Here is an 18,905-nt window from a genome sequence, read left to right as displayed (position 1 = left end):
GCAAGGATGATGAATCATGAGAATTAGCACCAACAGCATTTACCAGAGTGGCACCAACCGCCTGATGGATTTGCAGAATGACCTGAGCAAACTGAATGAGCAGATTTCCTCCGGTAAACGCGTGCGTACCCCGGCAGATGATCCTGTTGCCTCTGCCCGTATTCTTGAGTTGACCAATGCACAGAACCTGAACAGCATTTACGCCAGCACGCGTAATGTGGCGAAAACATCGCTGGAAACCTATGAAACCAATATGACCAGCATCACCAATGTGATATTGGACGTGCAATCCTCCCTGGTTTCCGCAGGTAATGGCTCATATAACGACCAGCAACGCGCCAATATTGCGAGTGAGTTACAAGGCCGCCTTGATAGCCTGATCGGCCTGGTCAATACCAAGGATGCGCAGGGAAACTATATGTATTCAGGTCACCAGACCGGTACTGTGCCTTATGTACTGAATACGGTGACAGGCAATATCGACTTCCAGGGGGATACTGAAAAGCGCGCTCTGCAAGTGGATGTGCAACGCCAGATGCCGGTGACGTACAGTGGTACTGAATTGTTCCAGGCCAATGGGAATGACCTGTTTGGAACTTTGCAGGACATGATCAGCCTGTTGAAGACACCCATCACTGATGCGACGACTCAGACCAACTTCAGTAACGGGTTGGCTGACACCATGACCAAAGTACAAGGTGTACTGGACCAGGTGTTGAATGTACGTGCTGACCTGGGTAGCAAACTGAATGAACTGGATACCCTGGATGTCACAGGCAGTGATATGGAACTGCAATATACCGCCTCGATCTCCAAATTACAGGACCTGGATTACACTGAAGCCTTATCTGACCTGGCCAAGCGTAGTACTATCCTGGAAGCAGCGCAGAAATCCTACGTGCAAACTTCACAATTGTCTTTATTCCAGTTTATTTAGCACTGCTTAAATAAGCACTTGCAGCATAAAATAAAAAAAGACCCGACAGGGTCTTTTTTTATGCCTTTAAATTTTCATACAGCACTTTATCTAATCACCTGCAACATCAATTGCTGTGCATCTATCAGCCAGCGATTGACCGGGCTGATCAATGACGGCAGGCTTAGTAATGTCATCACCATCCCAACTGAAATAGTGACCGGGAAGCCGATACCGAAGATATTAAACTGCGGTGCCGCTTTGGTTAAAATACCCAATGCCATGTTGGTAATCAGCAGGCTGGCAACCACCGGTAGCGACAGCAATAAGCCCTGGGAAAAAATGTGCCCGCCCAGTTCGGCAATTGCCTGCCCATTCAGTTGCCAGTGATCCAGCAAAATAGGCATGGTTTCAAAACTCTGCAACATCACCGCCACTACAATCAAGTGCCCATCCAGGCTCATAAAAACCAGCAAAGTCAGCATGGTGAGGAATTGTGCGACAGCAATAGTCTGCCCTTCAGATTGCGGGTCAAAAAAGCTGGCAAAGCCCAGGCCCATGCTCATCCCCATCATGAAGCCGGCCATTTCTACCGCGGTGAACATGATACGCATGACGAATCCCATGCTGATACCTATCAGTACCTGTGCCAGCAAAGATAGCATACCCTGCCAGGACATTACTTCAATAACAGGTACTTGTACTGACGGCGCAATCGCCAGTGTAATGACAAAGCCTATGCCGAGTTTGATGCGGTTGGGGATGGAGGGATGGCTGAATAACGGGACGACAGCGATACAGCCTAACACACGGGTCAAGGGCCAAAGCAGTTGCACTATCCACTGTTGCAGATCAGAAGCATGGATGGTTAGCATGACACGTAGCGAGCAGAATCAATAGTATGAACGGTCAGCTTAATTGACCAGTTGCGGAATCATGGTGAATACCCGGTGCATATAATCCACCAAGGTCATCAGCATCCAGTGTCCAGCTAACAGCAACATCGCCATCACACCCACCAGTTTCGGGATAAAAGACAATGTTTGCTCGTTAATCTGCGTGGCCGCCTGGAAAATACTGACCACCAGGCCAATCGCCAGCGCGGTGCCCAAGATGGGTGCTGCCACCATCAATGTAGTCTGCATGGCTTCGCTGCCTATGGTAAGAACCTGTTCAGGACTCATGGGTTACTCCTTTAAAAGCACAATCTTTATGGGTCATTACATGACAAAACTTTGGGCCAACGACCCCAGGATGAGCTGCCAGCCATCGACCAGCACAAACAGCATCAGCTTGAACGGCAGCGAGACAATCGCCGGTGATACCATCATCATGCCCATTGCCATCAGGATACTGGCGACCACCATGTCAATTATCAGGAACGGGATGTAAATAGCAAAACCAATCTGGAAAGCAGTTTTCAATTCGCTGGTCATAAAGGCCGGCACCAGAATGCGCAATGGCACTTCTTCCGGGGTGTTGATAGCCTGTGTGTGTGCCATATTGGCAAACATGGCGAGATCATTTTCACGCGTCTGCTTGAGCATAAAACCTTTGAGTGGCAGTGCGCCGCGATCAAGGGCTTCCTGCATAGTGATTTTGCTCTCAGACAAAGGTTGGTAGGCATCCACATAAATCCTGTCGAATACCGGACCCATGACGAAAAAAGTAATGAACAGCGCCAGGCCAATTAATACCTGGTTGGATGGCGCTGATTGTGTGCCTAATGCCTGACGCAATAAAGACAGCACAATCACAATACGGGTAAAGCCGGTCATCATCAGGATCGCTGCCGGAATAAACGTCAGCGATGTCAGTAGAATCAGGGTTTGCAGGCTGAGTGTGTAATCCTGACCGCCACCGGGTACAGGGGTCACCGAGCCTATTGATAATCCTTCAGCTGCCCAGGAATACGCAGGCCAAAGGTAAATTAGCCCAAGCAACAGAGGGAACAAAAGAAATTTTAAAACAGAGATTACACGCATCGTCATCGTATCCAGAACTTAGGCATGCCGTTATCGCCGGGCATGCTTTTTAAAGATGGAGATAGTGTACGCTGGCCTTATGGAAATCAAAGGCCGGAAATAAACGACTCAAGGCTTGTTTTTGAAGGATTTGACTGTTTGCTGCATCGCTTGCTGTAAGCGTACGGCAAAAGATGCATGTGGATCAATGCCACCATTTGAAGAATGATTGGTCGAAACAGGCTCTGGTGTGGCAGGTGCCACTTCACCCAGCGCAGTCATTTGTCCAGCGCTCACGCCAACCACTAACCAGCGTCCGGCCACTTCAAGCACCACGACACGTTCCCTGGGGCCTAGCTGCACGCCACCGACTTGTTTAATCACGCCAGTTTGTGCCAAACCCTGTCCTGGTAACACACGTCTTAACACCCAGGCAATGACCGCAATCACCAGTAAAACAATCACGGTACCAAACACCATGCGGCCCAGGCTGTCGCTGGCTGATGGCGGCGCTGCCGTTTTAACCTTTTCAGCGGAAAATGCAATGGCAGACCACAACAGGCTGACTATATAGACTGGCAATAACTTCACAAGCTTGATCACTTTTTATGCTCTATATCAGTTTTAATTGATGCCGTTAATCACTTAACGATTCAGTTTACGGATACGCTCGGCCGGGGTAATGATATCAGTCAGGCGGATACCAAATTTGTCATTCACCACCACAACTTCACCTTGCGCAATCAGGCAACCGTTGACAAGTACATCCATCGGTTCACCGGCCATGCCATCCAGCTCCACCACAGAGCCCTGAGCCAATTGCAGCAGATTCTTGATAGAAATTTTGGTACGGCCCAACTCTACGGTCAGTTGTACCGGGATATCCAGGATGAAATCAATATCATTCTGTGTCCCCTCCAGCTTATTGTTGGCACTAAACTCGTTAAATACTGCTGTCTTGCTGACTGGCTCTTGCAGTGCAGAAGACTCGGCTTGTGTCTGCTCAGCCAATGCCGCACCCCAGTCATCTTCGGCGATGGTTTGTACATCACCTGTATCTGACACGCCCATTGCAGCCATCGCTGCTTCCATTTCATCATCTGCACTGTTGCCAGTAGCGGGATCCATCGCCATTATGACTCTCCTTGCAATTGCTCCTGACTTCCGTCAGCACGTATTAATTTCTCAACTTTGAGGGCATATTGCCCGTTAAATACCCCGTAACGGCATTCCATTACCGGGATATTGTCAATCTGACCTTCGATAGTGTCACTGATATTAATAGGGATAACATCCCCCTGTTTTAGCTCCAGCAAATCGGCTACCGTCAATCTGCGGTTAGCCAGATTAGCCACAATCTCCACTTCGGCAGCCTGGATCTGTTGTGTCATCAATTTGACCCAGCGTTTGTCACCACCCAGGTTTTCACCTTGCAACGGTGATGTCAGCAAATCTTTAATCGGCTCGACCATGGCATAAGGAACGCAGAAATGCATTTCACCACTGTTAGGGCCCAGCTCGATATTAAAGGTAATCGCAACGACGACTTCATTTGGTGTCGCAATATTGGCAAACTGGGTATTCATTTCCGAGCGCAGGTATTCAAACTCGACCGGATAAACAGGGGCCCAGGCTTTGGCATATGAATCAAACATCAACGCCAGAATGCGCTGGATAATACGTTGCTCTGTCTGCGTGAAGTCGCGGCCTTCCACCCGGGTATGAAAGCGGCCATCGCCACCAAACATATTGTCTACCACCAGGAACACCAGAGTCGGGTCCAGCACCATCACGCCTGTACCACGTAATGGATTCATATGGATCAGGTTTAAATTGGTCGGCACGACCAGGTTACGGATAAAGTCGGTGTACTTGATGATACGCACCGGGCCGACTGATACTTCAACCGTACGGCGCAAAAAGTTGAACAGTTCCACGCGCAGCAGGCGCGCGAAACGTTCGTTGATAATTTCCAGCGTCGCCATCCGGCCACGCACGATACGTTCCTGTGTTGCCAGGTTGTAATTGCGGACACTGGAATCATCCTTATCCGACGCATCACCATCGTCATCGCCCTCAACACCTTTGAGGAGCGCGTCAATTTCATCCTGTGATAGAAACTTGTCAGCTGACATGGTTACTCGCTATAAACTACTGGTCTTTAAACTTAAAACGTGGCCTGAACTTACTGGATCACAAAAGAGGTAAACAATACCTGCGTGACTTTTACCGGCTTGCCGTTAGCGGTTAACGGCTTTTTCAACTCTGTCAGTAATTCTTCGCTTAATTGTGTTTTACCTTCCGGTGTTGAAATATCACTGGCCTTTTTGCTGGTCAAAAGCAACAGGATACGGTTACGCAATACCGGCATCTGGGTTTTAAATTTTTCGGCGAGCTCGGCGCCTTTTACTTCTACTGTCAGGTCAAGCTGCAAAAACTTCTCATCCGGGTCTGGCAACAGGTTAACGGTAAAGGTTTCAAACTGCACATAGGTCAATGCAGTTTTAGGGTCAGCATGGCCTTCGGCCTCGGCTTCTTCCTCATGCTCGCCCTCTTCGGCTTCAGCCGCAGCTTCGCCTTCTTTGGCTGGTTTGGCTTTAGCATGTGCATCTTCCTTTTTCTGCATCAGGAAAAATGCCGCACCACCGCCAACGACAGCTAGTGCCAGAATGATCGCCAGGATGACAATTAATTTCTTTTTGGATTTGGGTGCTGCTACTGCAGCTTCCGCTTTAGCGGGTTCTTGAGCCATTGCACAAAACCTTTCAATTAAGCTTTAAATAGTATGGTCAAAACAGCTTGTGACCAAAAAGCATCAGAGTTGGTAACATTATGCCCATGGCAAGGGCTGGGAGATTGCTGAATAAAAGGGTGAATTCGGTGCTTAATCAGATTTTATGCTGCACCAGCCATCAGGCTGGCGCTATAGTCAGGCGAAGGTATCTACCAGGCCACGTGAGACGGTGGTTTTAACGGCAGTCTGGGTTGCTGCAACAGTCTCGGTTTCAGCAGTCACTTTAGCACTACCTTTTGCGGATTGTTGCTCAAAATGCTGCTCGGCCTGATGACCGTTACCGACAAAAGTCTGCCCTAATTGCAGGCCTTGCGACTCCATGCGGTCACGCAAGTCCTGCATGCCATCTTCAAGTGCCTGACGTACTAAGGGGTTATCGGTAATAAAACTGGTATTCACTGACTGGTTATCAACTTTCAACACCACCTGAATCGGACCAAGGTCAGGCGGAGACAAAGTCAGACTGGCTACATCGTCGCCACTGCCTACCATATTCATTACATGCTGGTTCATCGCCGTTTGCCAACGCTCATTGCCAAATGGCGTAGAGACTTGCGACATAATGACGTTGGCATTCTGTGAAATGCCTGCTGTATTTAACCATGGGCTATTAGGCAAGGCCTGTGCGACTGGTACAGTCACCGTATTGGCATTTTCAATCTGAATATCGGCACTCATCGCCTGGGCCACGGCTTTATCGGTGATTACAGTTTCGCTAACCGCATCTGCTGTTGATTTTGCAATGCCCAATGTTTCGGAGAAATTAGCCGGTTTATCGGTCACCGGTGTTTGGCCATCAGTCACTAATGGCGTTTTTGTATCTACCGCAGCTGTCTGATTTGCGGGTTGTGCACTGACCGGAATGTTGGCTGCGAGTGTTTTATCAGCCAGCGCTTCTTCAGGCAAGGCTGTTGCATTCGGGTCAACTACAAATTCACCTTTTGGCAACGCCAATCCGGCATCGTCAATATTCAGACCTGCCTTGTCGTCTGTACCACTCTGGCCTGATGGATTGCGCATGGCAATCATGGCTGTCATGGTTTGCATCCATGGCGTAATACTAGGGTCATTCGGGTCGGTTGCTTGCAGGTTAGTGATTAATCTTCTTTTGCGGTCCAGCGCAGTTTCATCTATGCCGGAGGTTTCTCCAGCGGCAGCTGCCTGGTCGTCAATCTCTTTGCTTTTGTCCGTTTTACTGTCATCTGCGCTTTTATCTTTAGCAGTGGCAGTGTTTGTTTTTGGCTGGTCTTTTGCTGCAGGTTCTTTGGCCGCAGCTTCGTTTTTGACGTTATTAGTCTGCGCTGATTCTGCTTTTGCAGGCTCTTTCAGCGATGGCTTATTTTTATCTGCAGGCGGGACAATAGTATTGGCAGGTTTGTTAGCTTGCTGCAATTGTTTACGTAACGCCTGGGCAAATTCATCAGACTGGTTAGCCTGGAAATCCTGCGGTGCATTGCTGGCTGCAGTCTTTACGGCATCAGCATTACCCTTATTCAGTAATCCTGCGGAATTTAAAAATGTCATGTGACCCTCCTGATACTTTAAATGCTAGTGCGTTTCGCACGGCCCTACGCTTTGAATAGAGTGTTTCGCACGGCCTGATGCTTTACATAGTGGTCCGCTTCGCACGGCTGGCAAACTCATCCATCAGTTTCTGGTCACGCTTGCGCTCGATCTTTTCGTTTAAGGTCCGGGCCCGCGTGATCAGCACTTCATACGACTTTTGTTTACGCTGTTTTTCCTGCAGCACCTGTTGTCGCTGCAGAACAACTGCCTGCAATTGTTCTATTTGAGCATTCTGACTGTTGACAGCGGTTTCCAATTGCGAGAAAAAGCCCTGAAAGTTGCGGTATAAATCCGCTTTGAGTCCTTTTTGCACGACAGTTTGCCATTGCTGCTGGTATTCCTGCTGATATTGACTCAGCAATGACTTTTGCTGCTGGCCCTGCTCCAGCTGTTTCATCGCGTGTGCCAATGCCTTCATGGCAAGCTCTACTTCATCACCGGCCAGCTGACTCAGCAGGGTTAATGTCTGGGTAGATTGTTTATTAGCCATGCCTGTTTTTAATTCACTTTAAGAAAGCACTTGTGACAAATGCTGCAAGCTGAATTGCATATCCGCACATTCGTGAATATCCTGCTGTAGAAAGGCATTGATCTGGTCGCGCTTTTTAATCGCGACATCCAGCATCGGGTCAGAACCCGGCTGGTAAGCACCGACGGCGATCAAGTCCTGGTTACGCAAATAACGGGAATACAATTGCTTGAGCAAGCGTGCCTGTTGCTGATGCTCGCTGCTGGTAATGTTATGCATGGCTCGGCTGATCGATTGTTCGATATCAATTGCCGGGTAATGACCGCTTTCGGCCAGCGTACGGTTGAGCACGATGTGTCCATCGAGAATGGCACGTGCAGAATCGGCAATCGGGTCTTGCTGGTCATCGCCTTCGGTCAGCACAGTGTAAAAAGCGGTAATCGAACCTTCACCACGTGCGCCATTACCGGTGCGCTCTACCAGCGCCGGTAATTTGGCAAAAACGGAAGGTGGGTAACCTTTGGTAGCCGGTGGCTCGCCAATCGCCAGTGCGATTTCACGTTGTGCCATGGCATAACGTGTCAATGAATCCATAATCAGCAATACATGCTTACCCTGCTTGCGGAAGCCTTCGGCAATCGTGGTGGCATAACTTGCCCCCTGCAAACGCATCAACGCGGAGACATCGGCCGGCGCCGCAACGACGACTGAGCGTGCCAGGCCTTCAGGACCTAAAATCTGTTCGATAAATTCTTGAACCTCACGTCCCCGCTCACCAATCAGACCCACCACAATCACATCGGCAGTGGTATAACGCGCCATCATGCCCAGCAACACGCTTTTACCAACGCCGGAACCGGCAAAAAGGCCCAGGCGTTGTCCGCGACCCACGGTCAGCATGGCATTAATGGCACGCACGCCTACATCCATGGTCGCTTCAATCGGGGCACGCATCAGCGGGTTGATCACACGTCCATTCAACGGTGCCGTGACATCGTTGGGGATGGGCCCCAGGCCATCCAGCGGAATACCCGCCGCATCCACTACCCGTCCAAGCAAACCATCCCCCACCGGAAAATGGCGCGCCCTGTCCTGGGCCCGGCGGCGTGGCGGGCGGCCGAATTGCGGTTTAGGCAATGTTTCCATGACTTCCATACTGAATACCTTGGCACCCGGCGTAACGCCATCCACCGCAGTTTGCGGCATCAACAGCAGGTTTTCGCCATCAAAACCGACCACTTCTGCTTCTACCCGGCCACCATCCTGCAAGGGGATAAAACAGGCGCCGCCAATCGGCATTTTGATACCGGTAGCGACCATTACCAGACCAGTGACTTTAATAATACGGCCAGCTACTTCCAGCGGTTCAACCAGGTTGATGATTTCGCGGCAATCTTTTAGATAACTCTGCCACCGTTGGGTATGTATATTGTCTTGCATGTATTTGGGAGCAGGACTAGCGGAATCGGGGTCAGTAGAGCCGGTGGCCTCAGACAGTATTGAAGGTAATTCTGGTGTCTGTGATCCTGGGGATTCTGATTCTGAGCTTTGATCTTGCCCGGAAAAGGGTTTGGAATCGATGTCAGCGTCGTGTGCGTTATTCATACCATCTATTCTGGATTGAAAGACGCTGTTTTAATCCGTCAATGAAGCAGGTTTATTCCAGTCATCATAACGGGACAAACCTTGTACCAGTCGTTTCCAGCGCATTTCATTAGTCGCATCAATCTGGTTTTCTGCAGTTTCCACCAGGCAGCCACCACGTTCAATCTGGCTATCTTCTACTAATTGCCAGCCTTGATCTTTCATCTGATCGCCAATGCTGGCGCGCAATATTTTGGCATCTTCGTGATGCACAATCACGCGTGCAGGCTGTTTCACTTGTGGCAGGTATTGCATGGCATCCAGCACTACTGGAATAATGCTTTGCGGGTCAGCCTGCAGTTTACTTTTCAGCATGGCTTTTGACAGTTCCAACGCCAGGGTCAGTACAGATTCCGCGATCGCCACATCCTGCATAGACAAAGCCTGCTGGAAATTACCGGATAGTTGCAGCAACTGCGTACGCTCTGCCTCAATCTCGGCCTGCGATTGCTTGATGCCATCGCTATAACCTATTTTAAAGCCTTCTTCGTACGCTTCCTGCCTTACTTGCTTGAGAATATGGCTGACGGTACGGGCATTTTCTTCTGCCTGTACGCGATCGCGCCTGACCCGCTCGGTAGAAGCGACATCATCAAAGCTGGCCATTTCCCAACGTTGATAAGCGGTCATTTGTTCTTTAGGCGTTGCAGAAGCTACCATGTCAGTGTTTCCTTAAAATGCTTTATACGTACTGCTCGCTGTCGCCTTTGCCAGCCAGCATGATCTGGCCTTCATCGGACAAGCGTCTAACGGTTTGCAGAATGACTTTTTGTTGTGTTTCAACTTCAGACAATTTAACCGGGCCGCGGCTTTCCAGGTCTTCACGCATCATGTCAGCCGCACGCGAAGACATATTGCGGAAGAATTTCTCGCGCATTTCTTCGGAAGTCCCTTTCAGTGCCACGATCAGCACATCGGATTGCACTTCGCGCAGCAATACCTGTATGCCTCGGTCATCGATATCGATGATGTTATCGAATACAAACATCTGGTCCATGATCTGCTGCGCCATGCCATCATCATAACTTTTCAGGCCATCCATCAATTTGGCTTCATTTTCACCGCTGAGGAAGTTCATGATTTCAGCGGCAGTTTTCACACCCCCGATGGTCTGGCGCTTGAGGTTATCGTTACCGGCCAGCATTTTCAGCATGCCTTCGTTCAGCTCGCGCAAGGCGGTTGGTTTGACACTATCTAGTGTGGCAATCCGCAAAATGACGTCCTGGCGTAAGCGCTCCGTGAAATGGCCGAGAATCTCTGCAGACTGTTCCGCTTCCAGGTGCGAGAGGATAGTAGCAATGATCTGTGGATGCTCGTTCTTGATGAAATCAGCCACGCTGAATGCATCCATCCACTTCAGGCTTTCGATACCTGCGGCATCCTGTGATTGCGGGATACGGTTCAATAAATTGGAAGCCTTGTCATCACCAAACGCTTTTACCAGCACAGAGCGGATATAGCTGTCAGAATCCAGGCCAAAGTCGCTGCTGCCGGCGAAGTCGAGCATGAATTTCTCCAGCACCTCTTCCACTTCTTCTTTAGGCACTGGTTTCATGGAAGCCATGACGATGCCCAAACGCTGTACTTCTTTAGGCGTCAGGTGTTTCATGACCTCGGCAGCTTCGTCTTCGCCCAGAGCCAGCATCAAAATTGCACTTTTTGTTAAACCATCAGCAGCCATTTGCTATTTCTCCGCGGAAGTCCAATTAGAAACCACATTAGCTACCATGCGCGGATTTTCTTTCGCGACCAGCTTTGCTGCCTCCAGAGTTGCATTCAATGCACTGGTACTGGCAGCGCCTGGCAAGGCTGGTGAATCGCCACTCAATGTCACCAGCGCGTCTTCTTCTGAAGCACCCTCAGCACCAGGCAACGCCGCAGCACCCTGCACCAGTTCCAGTTGTTTTTTATCAGCACCAGTCAGCTTGTTGGCCAGAGGCTTGAGCAATTTCTTGTAGATCATCAACAGGACAATCACACCAGCCAGGAAACGCAAGGCATCCTTGCCATACTCGATTGCCATCGGATCTTTCCACAATGGTGGCTCAGCCAGTTTTTCCTGTGCTTCGCTGATAAATGGCGTATTGACCACAGAGATAGTGTCACCGCGTTCACGGTTGAAACCCATCGCCTGCATCGCCAGGTCACTCACTTGCTGTTTCTCGGCAGTATTCAGTGCGCGGTAAGTTGTTTTACCGGTGCTATCCACTACCGGGATATGGTTAACCACGACCGCTACGTGCAGGCGTTTGACACCGCCTTTAGCCTGCTGGACATAACTGATGGTTTTATCCAGCTCATAATTGGTAGTCGTGTCTTTTTGGGTGTTTTGTGGCGGTGCTGGTGGAGCTGCAGCCGGCGCATTTTCATCCCCGCCCTGTGCGGCTGGTGCATTGACAGGGGCAGTAGATTCACCAGGTGGCTGATTAGATACTGCACCTGGCACGGCACCATTACTGCCACTGCTATTTTGTGACTCGTGGTTTTGTGCGCTACGCACCGCCATGTCTTCCGGTTTGCTGTTTGGTTTGTAAGATTCGTTGGCTTGCTCAGTGTTTGAGAAATCAATTTCAGCACTGGCTTCAGCGTGTACATTTTTCGCGCCCACAATCGGTGTGATGATGGACTCTACACGGCGGGCAATGTTGCTTTGCATGTTTTCCACATAAGCCATTTGCTCAGGGTCCAGGCCGTTTTGCTTTAATTTATTCGCATTGTCGGATAACAGGTTGCCATTCTGGTCTACCACGGTCACATGGTCTGCCGAGAGGTTGGGCACACTACTGGCCACCAGATGCACCACAGCAGCCACTTGCTGGCCATCCAGACGGCGGCCATTATGCAGGTTTAATAATACGGAAGCTGTCGGATACTGTTGCTCACGTACGAACACGCTTGGTTTAGGAATAGCCAAATGAATACGCGCTGCCTGGACAGCAGAAATAGACTGGATGCTACGCTCCAGTTCGCCTTCCAGGCCACGCTGGAAATTGACTTGTTCAACAAATTGGGAAACACCGAACTTCTGGTTTTCAAGTAATTCAAAACCGATATTGCCGCCTTTTGGCAGACCTTGTGCTGCCAGTTTCAAACGCACTTGGTGCACTTGGTCGGCAGGGATCATGATGGCACTGCCACCTTCAGAAAATTTGTATGGGATATTGAGCTTGTCGAGTTCAGCAACGATGGCACCGCCATCTTTATCGGCAAAATTGGAGAACAGGACACGGTAATCCGGTTTCTGGCTCCATAGCCAAAACACTACCATCACCGCAACCACGGCGGCAATTCCAGCTACTAGCAGCAATTTCTGGCCCATCTTACCGAATATATCCGGTGTCGCAGTGGTGGACTCTATTGTTGAAGCAAGCGTGGCATCAGCAGCAGCCATTTAAATCTCCATGTTGATCACCTGCACCAGACATAAGGTACTGCAGCAGGCATGTCTTAAATCTAAACAGAACACCATTACATTGGTATTCATACATGGGACACATTATGCGCCTCACCTGCAAATTCAAATTGGCAAATAAGACGGCTTAATATCGCCTATTTTTGAGAGCGACTCCAATAGCGCAATGCTAAAGTGACACCATCGACACAAGTGGGTTAACAACCCGATAATGAAAGGAGTCCAACATGAGCGTAGGCGGTATTGATGCTCAACGCATCTCGTCCATGCTGGCGCAATTGCGAGCAGCTGCCCAGAAACCCGAAGGGTTGGGTGCCAGCGCAACCCAGGCACTTAATGCTGTACAGAAACCCACTGCGGCCAGCCCGACCAGCCAGGTCAGCTTTAGCGACGCCTTGAAATCCTCTTTGGATTCGGTTAACAATATGCAACTTCAGTCCGAAAAACTGGGACAGGATTTTGCCATGGGGAATGACAACGTCAGCCTGTCTGATGTCATGATTTCCGGGCAAAAAGCCAACATTGCATTCCAGGCTACCGTGCAGGTGCGCAACAAGCTGGTAAGTGCTTATCAAGACATGATGAATATGCAGGTGTAACTGGAATCGTCGTTATAACTGCCTAATAGTGACAGTTCCACCAGCATATTCAGCACCAACCCTTTACACCAGCGGCGCTTCCCTCACTTCACCCTGCTCTAACTGATATAACCATGCCAGAATCTCGGCAATCGCCTGGTATAACTGCGGTGGAATATGCGCATCCAGCTCCACCTGCATCAATAATCCCAACAATGCCTGCGATTCATGCACATAGACATCGTGCTCTTTTGCAATTGCGATAATCCGTTCCGCCAATAATCCCTTACCTTTTGCCACTACGCGGGGCGCGAGGTCGCCTGCTTCATAAGCCAGCGCCACTGCAGATTGGGTGTAGTGTTTATCCGGCTGCATATTATTGGCTGACTGCTTCATGTGTCTCGCTGGTAATCTGTAATGATTCCAGCGTTAGCCCGGCGGACTGAAGATTCATGGCTAGCTGACTACGCGTCGATTGCATAGTCGCCAGTATGTTGGCCTCCTGCGGTTGTACACGAATTGAAAAACGGCCATTCACCATGGTGATACGCACTGAGACTTCGCCCAGGCGCGGCAGTTGTAATTTCAGGTTACTTTGAATGGCGTTTAAGGTCGGGTCATCCGACGAATGGGCAGAAGACTCACGCTCGCTGATTTCCCATTGCATGCTTTGCCCTGGCCAGACTTCGCCATGCCAGGCCAGTCGTTGCTGTTCAAGCACCTGGAGCTGTTGCGCCACCATTTCCGGCGGCACAAAATTTGGTTTGTTTTGTGGTTCCTGCAGTAACTGATGCCATGGGCGGCTGCCTAGCGCGGCATCTTTCAAGTGGGATTCGTAAAACAGGCCTGAGCTATCCAGTGCATGCTTCAAGTCTTGCGCCAGCACTTGTGGCTTTTGCGGGCTATGACTGACAATGGCTTGCGCCTGCAATGCACTCGCCTGTTGTTGAAACATGGGTGAGCTTAGCCAGCGTTGTAATTGCTGGGCAGGGTTACTTAAATCTACCTGGCTGGCAGTCTGGCCGGCCATGGCCCCTAATAACTGAGGCAAATTGTCGGCTGCATCTGACTGCGACGCGGTCAGCGATCCGGCCGTCACCAAGCTGGTGGCAGGCTGATCAGCACTTTTATTCTGTGTCTGTATTCCCCAACGCACCTGCGGATATACGCTTTGTGCATCTTTCCCAGTAGCTGCCTGACCCAGGTATTGCATTTGCAGGGCTTGCTGCTGGGCAAGATGTGCTGGTAGTTGCATCTGTACCACAGCCGGTTGCTGGTTAGGGAGTTGAATCTGGACTTTGAAATTGGCTAATTCGGAGCCATTGGCGGCATTGGATTCTTTTTGCAGGATCATCCCGGAAAACTGCATTCCCGGGCGCAAGCGGCTCCATAAAGGCGCTTCGGATTGTGCCCCTTCGACCGGCATGATAGAGGAGACGGCACGCAAGCTCTCTGTTTCCTGTGCAACGAAACGATTAGCGAGAACTTGCGGGATAGGAATCATCTATATGGCGTCCGGCGGTATGCGCGCATGTAGCTGCGCATCAAAAATCATATCGGTAATCCTGTGCATGACCGGATACAGCAAATTACGTATCTCACCATCGTCAGCCAGGATCTTCTGCACCAGTTTCTGTTTGCGGCCATGCTCTTCCGGGCTTAATGTCTCGGACTGCAACCTCAGGTTTTGTTCCAGGGTTTTAATCACCTCAATTTTGAGCATATAAGATTGCTCGAGCTCGGTGACTTTCTCCCAGGCACTTTGCCTGGCGGCGATCAGCATTTGCTCCATGATTTTCGCAGAAGATTCATAGGTATCAATCAGTGCTTTTGACATACGCTTATACTCCGGCAACAACCAAACGATTTGAGTTTACTGCAGGAATGGACTGTGACTTTTGGGAAACCAGTGCATTGAAAGGTGCGCCAGCCTGGACAGTCTTTTGTACACCGGATTTTTCCAGGGATTCCCACGCAGTTTTCAACTCCATCAACAGTTGCTGTATTTCATTTACTTTTTTCGCATCGAGGTGCAGGCTGGCCTGCATCAGGCTACGGGTCATGTATTGGTACAACTGGTCCAGGTTGCTGGCAATCTGGCCACCAGCACGTTTGTCCAGGCTTGAGCGCAAGCCATTATCGATAATGGTCACGGCCTTGGTCAGGCATTGGCCTTTTTTCTCGATATTGCCTTGCTGGATTGCTTGCTGGGCATGAATGCAAGCAGTAATAGCGCCTTCATAAAGCATTACAGTCAGCTTTAATGGGCTGGCATCCACCACGCCTGTTTCCAAGCCAACTTTTGCATAAGCATTGATACCTGATTGTTTTGTCCCAAACATAAAATTCTCCTGATTCCTAATTCTTGATGCTGTTAGCTTTTATTCAATGCAGCAATTTGCTGGCTAAGATATGAGCTTGTGCTTTGCATGCCAGACAGCAATGCATCCAGTTTTGCATATTGCGCCCTGTAACGGGCTTCAATGGCTGGCAGCTTGGCGCTCAAATCCGATGATCGTTTGTTCAATGCTTTAATCGATGTCTGGATACCTTCGGTTTTGGTGGTTACTGAACCAGTGCTGTCCAGCCAGCTGCCTATCATGCTGCTTAATTCTCCGGCCAGGCCTTTGTTAAATGTGACTGTTCCACGTGCACCGGTGGCAGAACCATTGATAGCGACTTTCAAACCTTGTGCAGCGTTGTCAGCCGCACCAATCAAACTGGCACCACTACCATAGGCAGTCACACCATTAATCATGCCGCTGGCATCCTGTGTACTGCTACCCAGGCTGGTCACATTGATGGCATAAGTACCAGTCTGTGTTTTGGCTGAGCTGCTGACATAAGTCACCTGAGGATCTGAAGTTTTTGCAGAGGGTGCGAATAACTTGGCTACATCACCCAGATTCGTGCTTAATGCGCTTGTCAGTTTCGCGGTATCCAGAGTTAACGTGCCATCTTTATAATCCGATTTCACACCGATATCACCCAATGTACGGAAGGTAGTTGCCGTGGTTGAAGGGCGAGCCAGCATAGACTTCAGCTTCACCATGATGTCACGGGTGGTGGAGTCACCCAATAACGGACCATTGGAAGTAGAACCGCCTTCCACAAACTTGGTCAGGTCCCGCAAAGTGGTATTTAATTTATTGTAGGCATCGACAAAATTCTGTACTGATGCCTGGATAGTGTCTGTATCTGTCGCTACTTCCAGGGTTGCACTGGTGGCAGTGATGGATTTCAGGTTTAAAGTCACCCCCTGGATTACGTCATTCAGGGTATTGCTTGATTTGCTGATGCTTAATCCATCCACGGTTAACAATGCATTTTGTGCTGCTACAAGCTGGGTCATGTTTTTACCGGTCCCGACTGCACCCATAGGATCATAGGCCAGCGCAGATAACCCTGTGCCATCCGTGCTGTTGCCATCGCTGTCGGTCACATCGATTTTCAGGCTGTTCACTGCGCCGGTATCTTTTGAAGTGATGACCAGACGGTTGCCACTGCCGTCATTTACAATCGAGGCAGATACAGACGCATTTTTCGCATTGATTGCATCCCGAATACCAGCCAGCGTATTGTTGGTGCTATCTATCGTAATACTGATCGCCTGTTTATCCGCATTGGCACTAAAATTTGCCGGAGTACCGTTTCCGCTATCCGCAGCGGTAAAAGTGCCGAACGAAATATTCAGGGTACCGGTGCCGATGATGTCTGTGGCATTGGCATAGGCAGAGGTAGCAATTTTTTGCGAAGCCGCCAGTTGCGTAACGGAAATATTGTAGTTTCCATTTGCCGCTGTACCGTCAGCCGTGGCTACGATACTGCTGCCATCAGAAACTTTGACTGATTGTGCTGTGAATTTGGCTGCAGTAGCCAGTTTATCCACTGCTGCCTGAAAAGCACTTAAACCACTATTCAGTTTACCGTAGGCAGAAAGCTTGCTGTTATAGGATGTAATCTGGGTCTGGATTTGAGTTAATGGCTGTTTCTCAATCGTCATCAATCCTGTCACAATCGAATCGATTGCTAAGCCGGATGCCCCGGTTGTGGATGTAATTGAAGCCATCTTTTATTCTCCAGACACTTTAAACAAAGTTACCCTAGACCGTTTGCCTGATCACCAGGCCACGCAACTTATCCAGGGTTTTACTAATCGCAAGCACTTCTTCATTCGGGATCTGGCGTAATACCTTTTGCGTTTCGGTATCCACTACTTTCACCACAATGCGATCAGACTCATCATCAATTGAAAACTCAATGGTCTGCAATGCAGGGGCAACATACTCATTCAGTTTGTTGACTGCACCTGTCAAGGTTGCCTTGTCTAACACCTCAGCAGGTTTTTGCTCACCACTTCCATACTTCACCAACTTAAGACTGTTTACAGCAGCCAGTCCGCTTACCGGACGTCCGCCTACTCCATCTATAGATTGACTCATGATAATGCTCCTTCTGCTTAACCTAAATCCACAGAGACGGGTCTCTGTGGATGGGATTCAACTGGTTAGGGAATTAACCTCTTAACAGTGTCATCACTTGGTTAGGCAACTGGTTCGCCTGAGCCAACATTGCTGTACCAGCTTGTTGCAGGATCTGAGCACGTGTCATCTTCGCTGTTTCTGAAGCAAAGTCGGCATCCATGATACGAGACTTGGCAGCAGACATGTTCTCAGACGAAATTTGCAGGTTGCTGATCACAGATTCAAAACGGTTCTGGTAAGCACCCAATGTCGCACGGTTGGTGTTCACTGTATCCAGTGCCGCATCGATCGCTGTCAGTGCAGCAGAAGCAGAAGCTGCTGTAGACAGGGAACCAGACATACTTACCGCAGCTACAGAGCTAACGCTGATGGTGTCAGATGCATCTGCACCTACCTGGAACTGATAGCCCTGACCTAAAGCTGGCTCACCGTTAAACTTGGTGGCAGTGCTCAAGCGGGTCAATTCTGAAGACAGTTGTGAGAATTCAGCATTCAGGTTTGCACGGTCACCAGAGCTATAAGAACCGTTAGCAGCCTGTACAGCAAGTTCACGCATACGTTGTAAAGCGTCAGTACCTTTGCTCAAACCACCTTCAGCAGTTTGCAGGAAAGAAATCGCGTCGTTAGAGTTACGAACCGCTACATCCATACCGCGGATTTGTGCGTCCATACGTGTAGCAATTGCCAAGCCAGCAGCGTCATCTTTAGAACTGTTAATGCGCAGACCTGAAGACAAACGTTGAATCGATTGATTCATGCTTGATTGTGAAGCACTCAGGTTACGTTGTGCGTTTAAAGATGCAATGTTTGTGTTAATTACAGCAGCCATGTTATTTCTCCTTGAGAGTCGTATATCCAGTTAAGTGTCAAATCGTCGTATTACTATTACTTCAACGTTGATTCGCTTACTACTTACTAAATCTTGCTAATTCATCGTTGTTGTTTATGTTATCGACCGCTTCCGAAATTTCTTTAATGTTGCATTTAAAATTTCTTTTTTTACATCTTTACATCGGTCGAGCACTTGTTTCTGTTAACGACGGCTCTTCGGAGTTCTTTAGTCCTTATTTAAATTTAA

22 protein-coding genes are annotated in these 18,905 nt (G+C 49.3%); 2 read left to right on the top strand and 20 right to left on the bottom strand.

Annotated features, from left to right (window positions below; genetic code table 11):
• The first annotated feature begins 16 nt into the window (after positions 1–16).
• A complete protein-coding gene (gene flgL / locus ASG24_RS11370; protein WP_055831031.1) occupies positions 17–937 on the top strand; it encodes a flagellar hook-associated protein FlgL in 921 nt (306 codons plus the stop codon).
• An 86-nt stretch (positions 938–1,023) separates the two neighbouring features.
• On the opposite strand, the gene fliR is transcribed toward flgL, so the two are convergent.
• The 13 genes from fliR to fliF form a co-directional block, all read right to left on the bottom strand.
• Complete coding sequence (fliR, locus tag ASG24_RS11365; RefSeq protein ID WP_055831030.1) at positions 1,024–1,791, bottom strand: flagellar biosynthetic protein FliR; 768 nt, start codon at positions 1,789–1,791, stop codon at positions 1,024–1,026.
• 39 nt (positions 1,792–1,830) lie between these two features.
• Positions 1,831–2,100, bottom strand: coding sequence for a flagellar biosynthesis protein FliQ (gene fliQ, locus ASG24_RS11360; protein ID WP_055831028.1), 270 nt, complete (start codon positions 2,098–2,100; stop codon positions 1,831–1,833).
• Positions 2,101–2,136: 36 nt separating this feature from the next.
• On the bottom strand, positions 2,137–2,901 hold the full coding sequence (gene fliP / locus ASG24_RS11355) for a flagellar type III secretion system pore protein FliP (RefSeq protein WP_055871447.1): 765 nt from the start codon (positions 2,899–2,901) through the stop codon (positions 2,137–2,139).
• Positions 2,902–3,009: 108 nt separating this feature from the next.
• A complete protein-coding gene (fliO, locus tag ASG24_RS11350) occupies positions 3,010–3,483 on the bottom strand; it encodes a flagellar biosynthetic protein FliO (RefSeq protein ID WP_235562403.1) in 474 nt (157 codons plus the stop codon).
• Between the two features lie 42 nt (positions 3,484–3,525).
• Entirely contained in the window at positions 3,526–4,014 is a 489-nt protein-coding gene (gene fliN, locus ASG24_RS11345; RefSeq protein WP_055831024.1) for a flagellar motor switch protein FliN, read from the bottom strand.
• Positions 4,014–5,015, bottom strand: a complete 1,002-nt coding sequence (fliM, locus tag ASG24_RS11340; protein ID WP_055831023.1) for a flagellar motor switch protein FliM — start codon at positions 5,013–5,015, stop codon at positions 4,014–4,016. Before fliM ends, fliN begins: the two co-directional genes overlap by 1 nt.
• A gap of 50 nt (positions 5,016–5,065) precedes the next feature.
• Positions 5,066–5,632, bottom strand: coding sequence for a flagellar basal body-associated FliL family protein (locus ASG24_RS11335; protein WP_055831021.1), 567 nt, complete (start codon positions 5,630–5,632; stop codon positions 5,066–5,068).
• A 177-nt stretch (positions 5,633–5,809) separates the two neighbouring features.
• Positions 5,810–7,198 (bottom strand): flagellar hook-length control protein FliK, encoded by a 1,389-nt coding sequence (locus ASG24_RS11330; RefSeq protein WP_055871444.1) that lies wholly within the window; start codon positions 7,196–7,198, stop codon positions 5,810–5,812.
• Between the two features lie 82 nt (positions 7,199–7,280).
• On the bottom strand, positions 7,281–7,730 hold the full coding sequence (gene fliJ / locus ASG24_RS11325) for a flagellar export protein FliJ (protein ID WP_055871441.1): 450 nt from the start codon (positions 7,728–7,730) through the stop codon (positions 7,281–7,283).
• 18 nt (positions 7,731–7,748) lie between these two features.
• Complete coding sequence (gene fliI / locus ASG24_RS11320; protein WP_055872042.1) at positions 7,749–9,149, bottom strand: flagellar protein export ATPase FliI; 1,401 nt, start codon at positions 9,147–9,149, stop codon at positions 7,749–7,751.
• Between the two features lie 195 nt (positions 9,150–9,344).
• On the bottom strand, positions 9,345–10,013 hold the full coding sequence (locus ASG24_RS11315) for a flagellar assembly protein FliH (RefSeq protein WP_055871438.1): 669 nt from the start codon (positions 10,011–10,013) through the stop codon (positions 9,345–9,347).
• Between the two features lie 22 nt (positions 10,014–10,035).
• A complete protein-coding gene (fliG, locus tag ASG24_RS11310; RefSeq protein WP_055831012.1) occupies positions 10,036–11,034 on the bottom strand; it encodes a flagellar motor switch protein FliG in 999 nt (332 codons plus the stop codon).
• A 3-nt stretch (positions 11,035–11,037) separates the two neighbouring features.
• Positions 11,038–12,744, bottom strand: a complete 1,707-nt coding sequence (fliF, locus tag ASG24_RS11305; RefSeq protein WP_055831010.1) for a flagellar basal-body MS-ring/collar protein FliF — start codon at positions 12,742–12,744, stop codon at positions 11,038–11,040.
• A gap of 248 nt (positions 12,745–12,992) precedes the next feature.
• Between fliF and fliE the strand changes: the two genes are divergently transcribed.
• Positions 12,993–13,364, top strand: a complete 372-nt coding sequence (fliE, locus tag ASG24_RS11300) for a flagellar hook-basal body complex protein FliE (protein ID WP_055871435.1) — start codon at positions 12,993–12,995, stop codon at positions 13,362–13,364.
• A 63-nt stretch (positions 13,365–13,427) separates the two neighbouring features.
• On the opposite strand, the gene ASG24_RS11295 is transcribed toward fliE, so the two are convergent.
• The 7 genes from ASG24_RS11295 to ASG24_RS11265 form a co-directional block, all read right to left on the bottom strand.
• Positions 13,428–13,718 carry an EscU/YscU/HrcU family type III secretion system export apparatus switch protein gene (locus ASG24_RS11295; protein WP_055831444.1) on the bottom strand — a complete coding sequence of 97 codons (291 nt, stop codon included), beginning with the start codon at positions 13,716–13,718 and terminating at the stop codon, positions 13,428–13,430.
• 1 nt (position 13,719) lies between these two features.
• Entirely contained in the window at positions 13,720–14,847 is a 1,128-nt protein-coding gene (locus tag ASG24_RS11290) for a flagellar hook-length control protein FliK (RefSeq protein ID WP_055871431.1), read from the bottom strand.
• Positions 14,848–15,180, bottom strand: coding sequence for a flagellar protein FliT (locus ASG24_RS11285; protein WP_055831004.1), 333 nt, complete (start codon positions 15,178–15,180; stop codon positions 14,848–14,850).
• Positions 15,181–15,184: 4 nt separating this feature from the next.
• Positions 15,185–15,685 carry a flagellar export chaperone FliS gene (gene fliS, locus ASG24_RS11280; protein WP_055871428.1) on the bottom strand — a complete coding sequence of 167 codons (501 nt, stop codon included), beginning with the start codon at positions 15,683–15,685 and terminating at the stop codon, positions 15,185–15,187.
• A gap of 32 nt (positions 15,686–15,717) precedes the next feature.
• Positions 15,718–17,412: a flagellar filament capping protein FliD gene (gene fliD / locus ASG24_RS11275; RefSeq protein ID WP_055871426.1), complete on the bottom strand. Its 1,695-nt coding sequence runs from the start codon at positions 17,410–17,412 to the stop codon at positions 15,718–15,720.
• A 34-nt stretch (positions 17,413–17,446) separates the two neighbouring features.
• Positions 17,447–17,788: a flagellar protein FlaG gene (locus ASG24_RS11270; RefSeq protein ID WP_088178548.1), complete on the bottom strand. Its 342-nt coding sequence runs from the start codon at positions 17,786–17,788 to the stop codon at positions 17,447–17,449.
• Between the two features lie 70 nt (positions 17,789–17,858).
• Positions 17,859–18,656, bottom strand: coding sequence for a flagellin (locus tag ASG24_RS11265; RefSeq protein WP_055830996.1), 798 nt, complete (start codon positions 18,654–18,656; stop codon positions 17,859–17,861).
• Positions 18,657–18,905: the final 249 nt, after the last annotated feature.

This window comes from Methylophilus sp. Leaf414, from assembly GCF_001425425.1.
Taxonomy (GTDB): domain Bacteria; phylum Pseudomonadota; class Gammaproteobacteria; order Burkholderiales; family Methylophilaceae; genus Methylophilus.
Note: the sequence above shows the minus strand (reverse complement) of the source record. Positions and strands in the feature narration are given on the sequence as shown.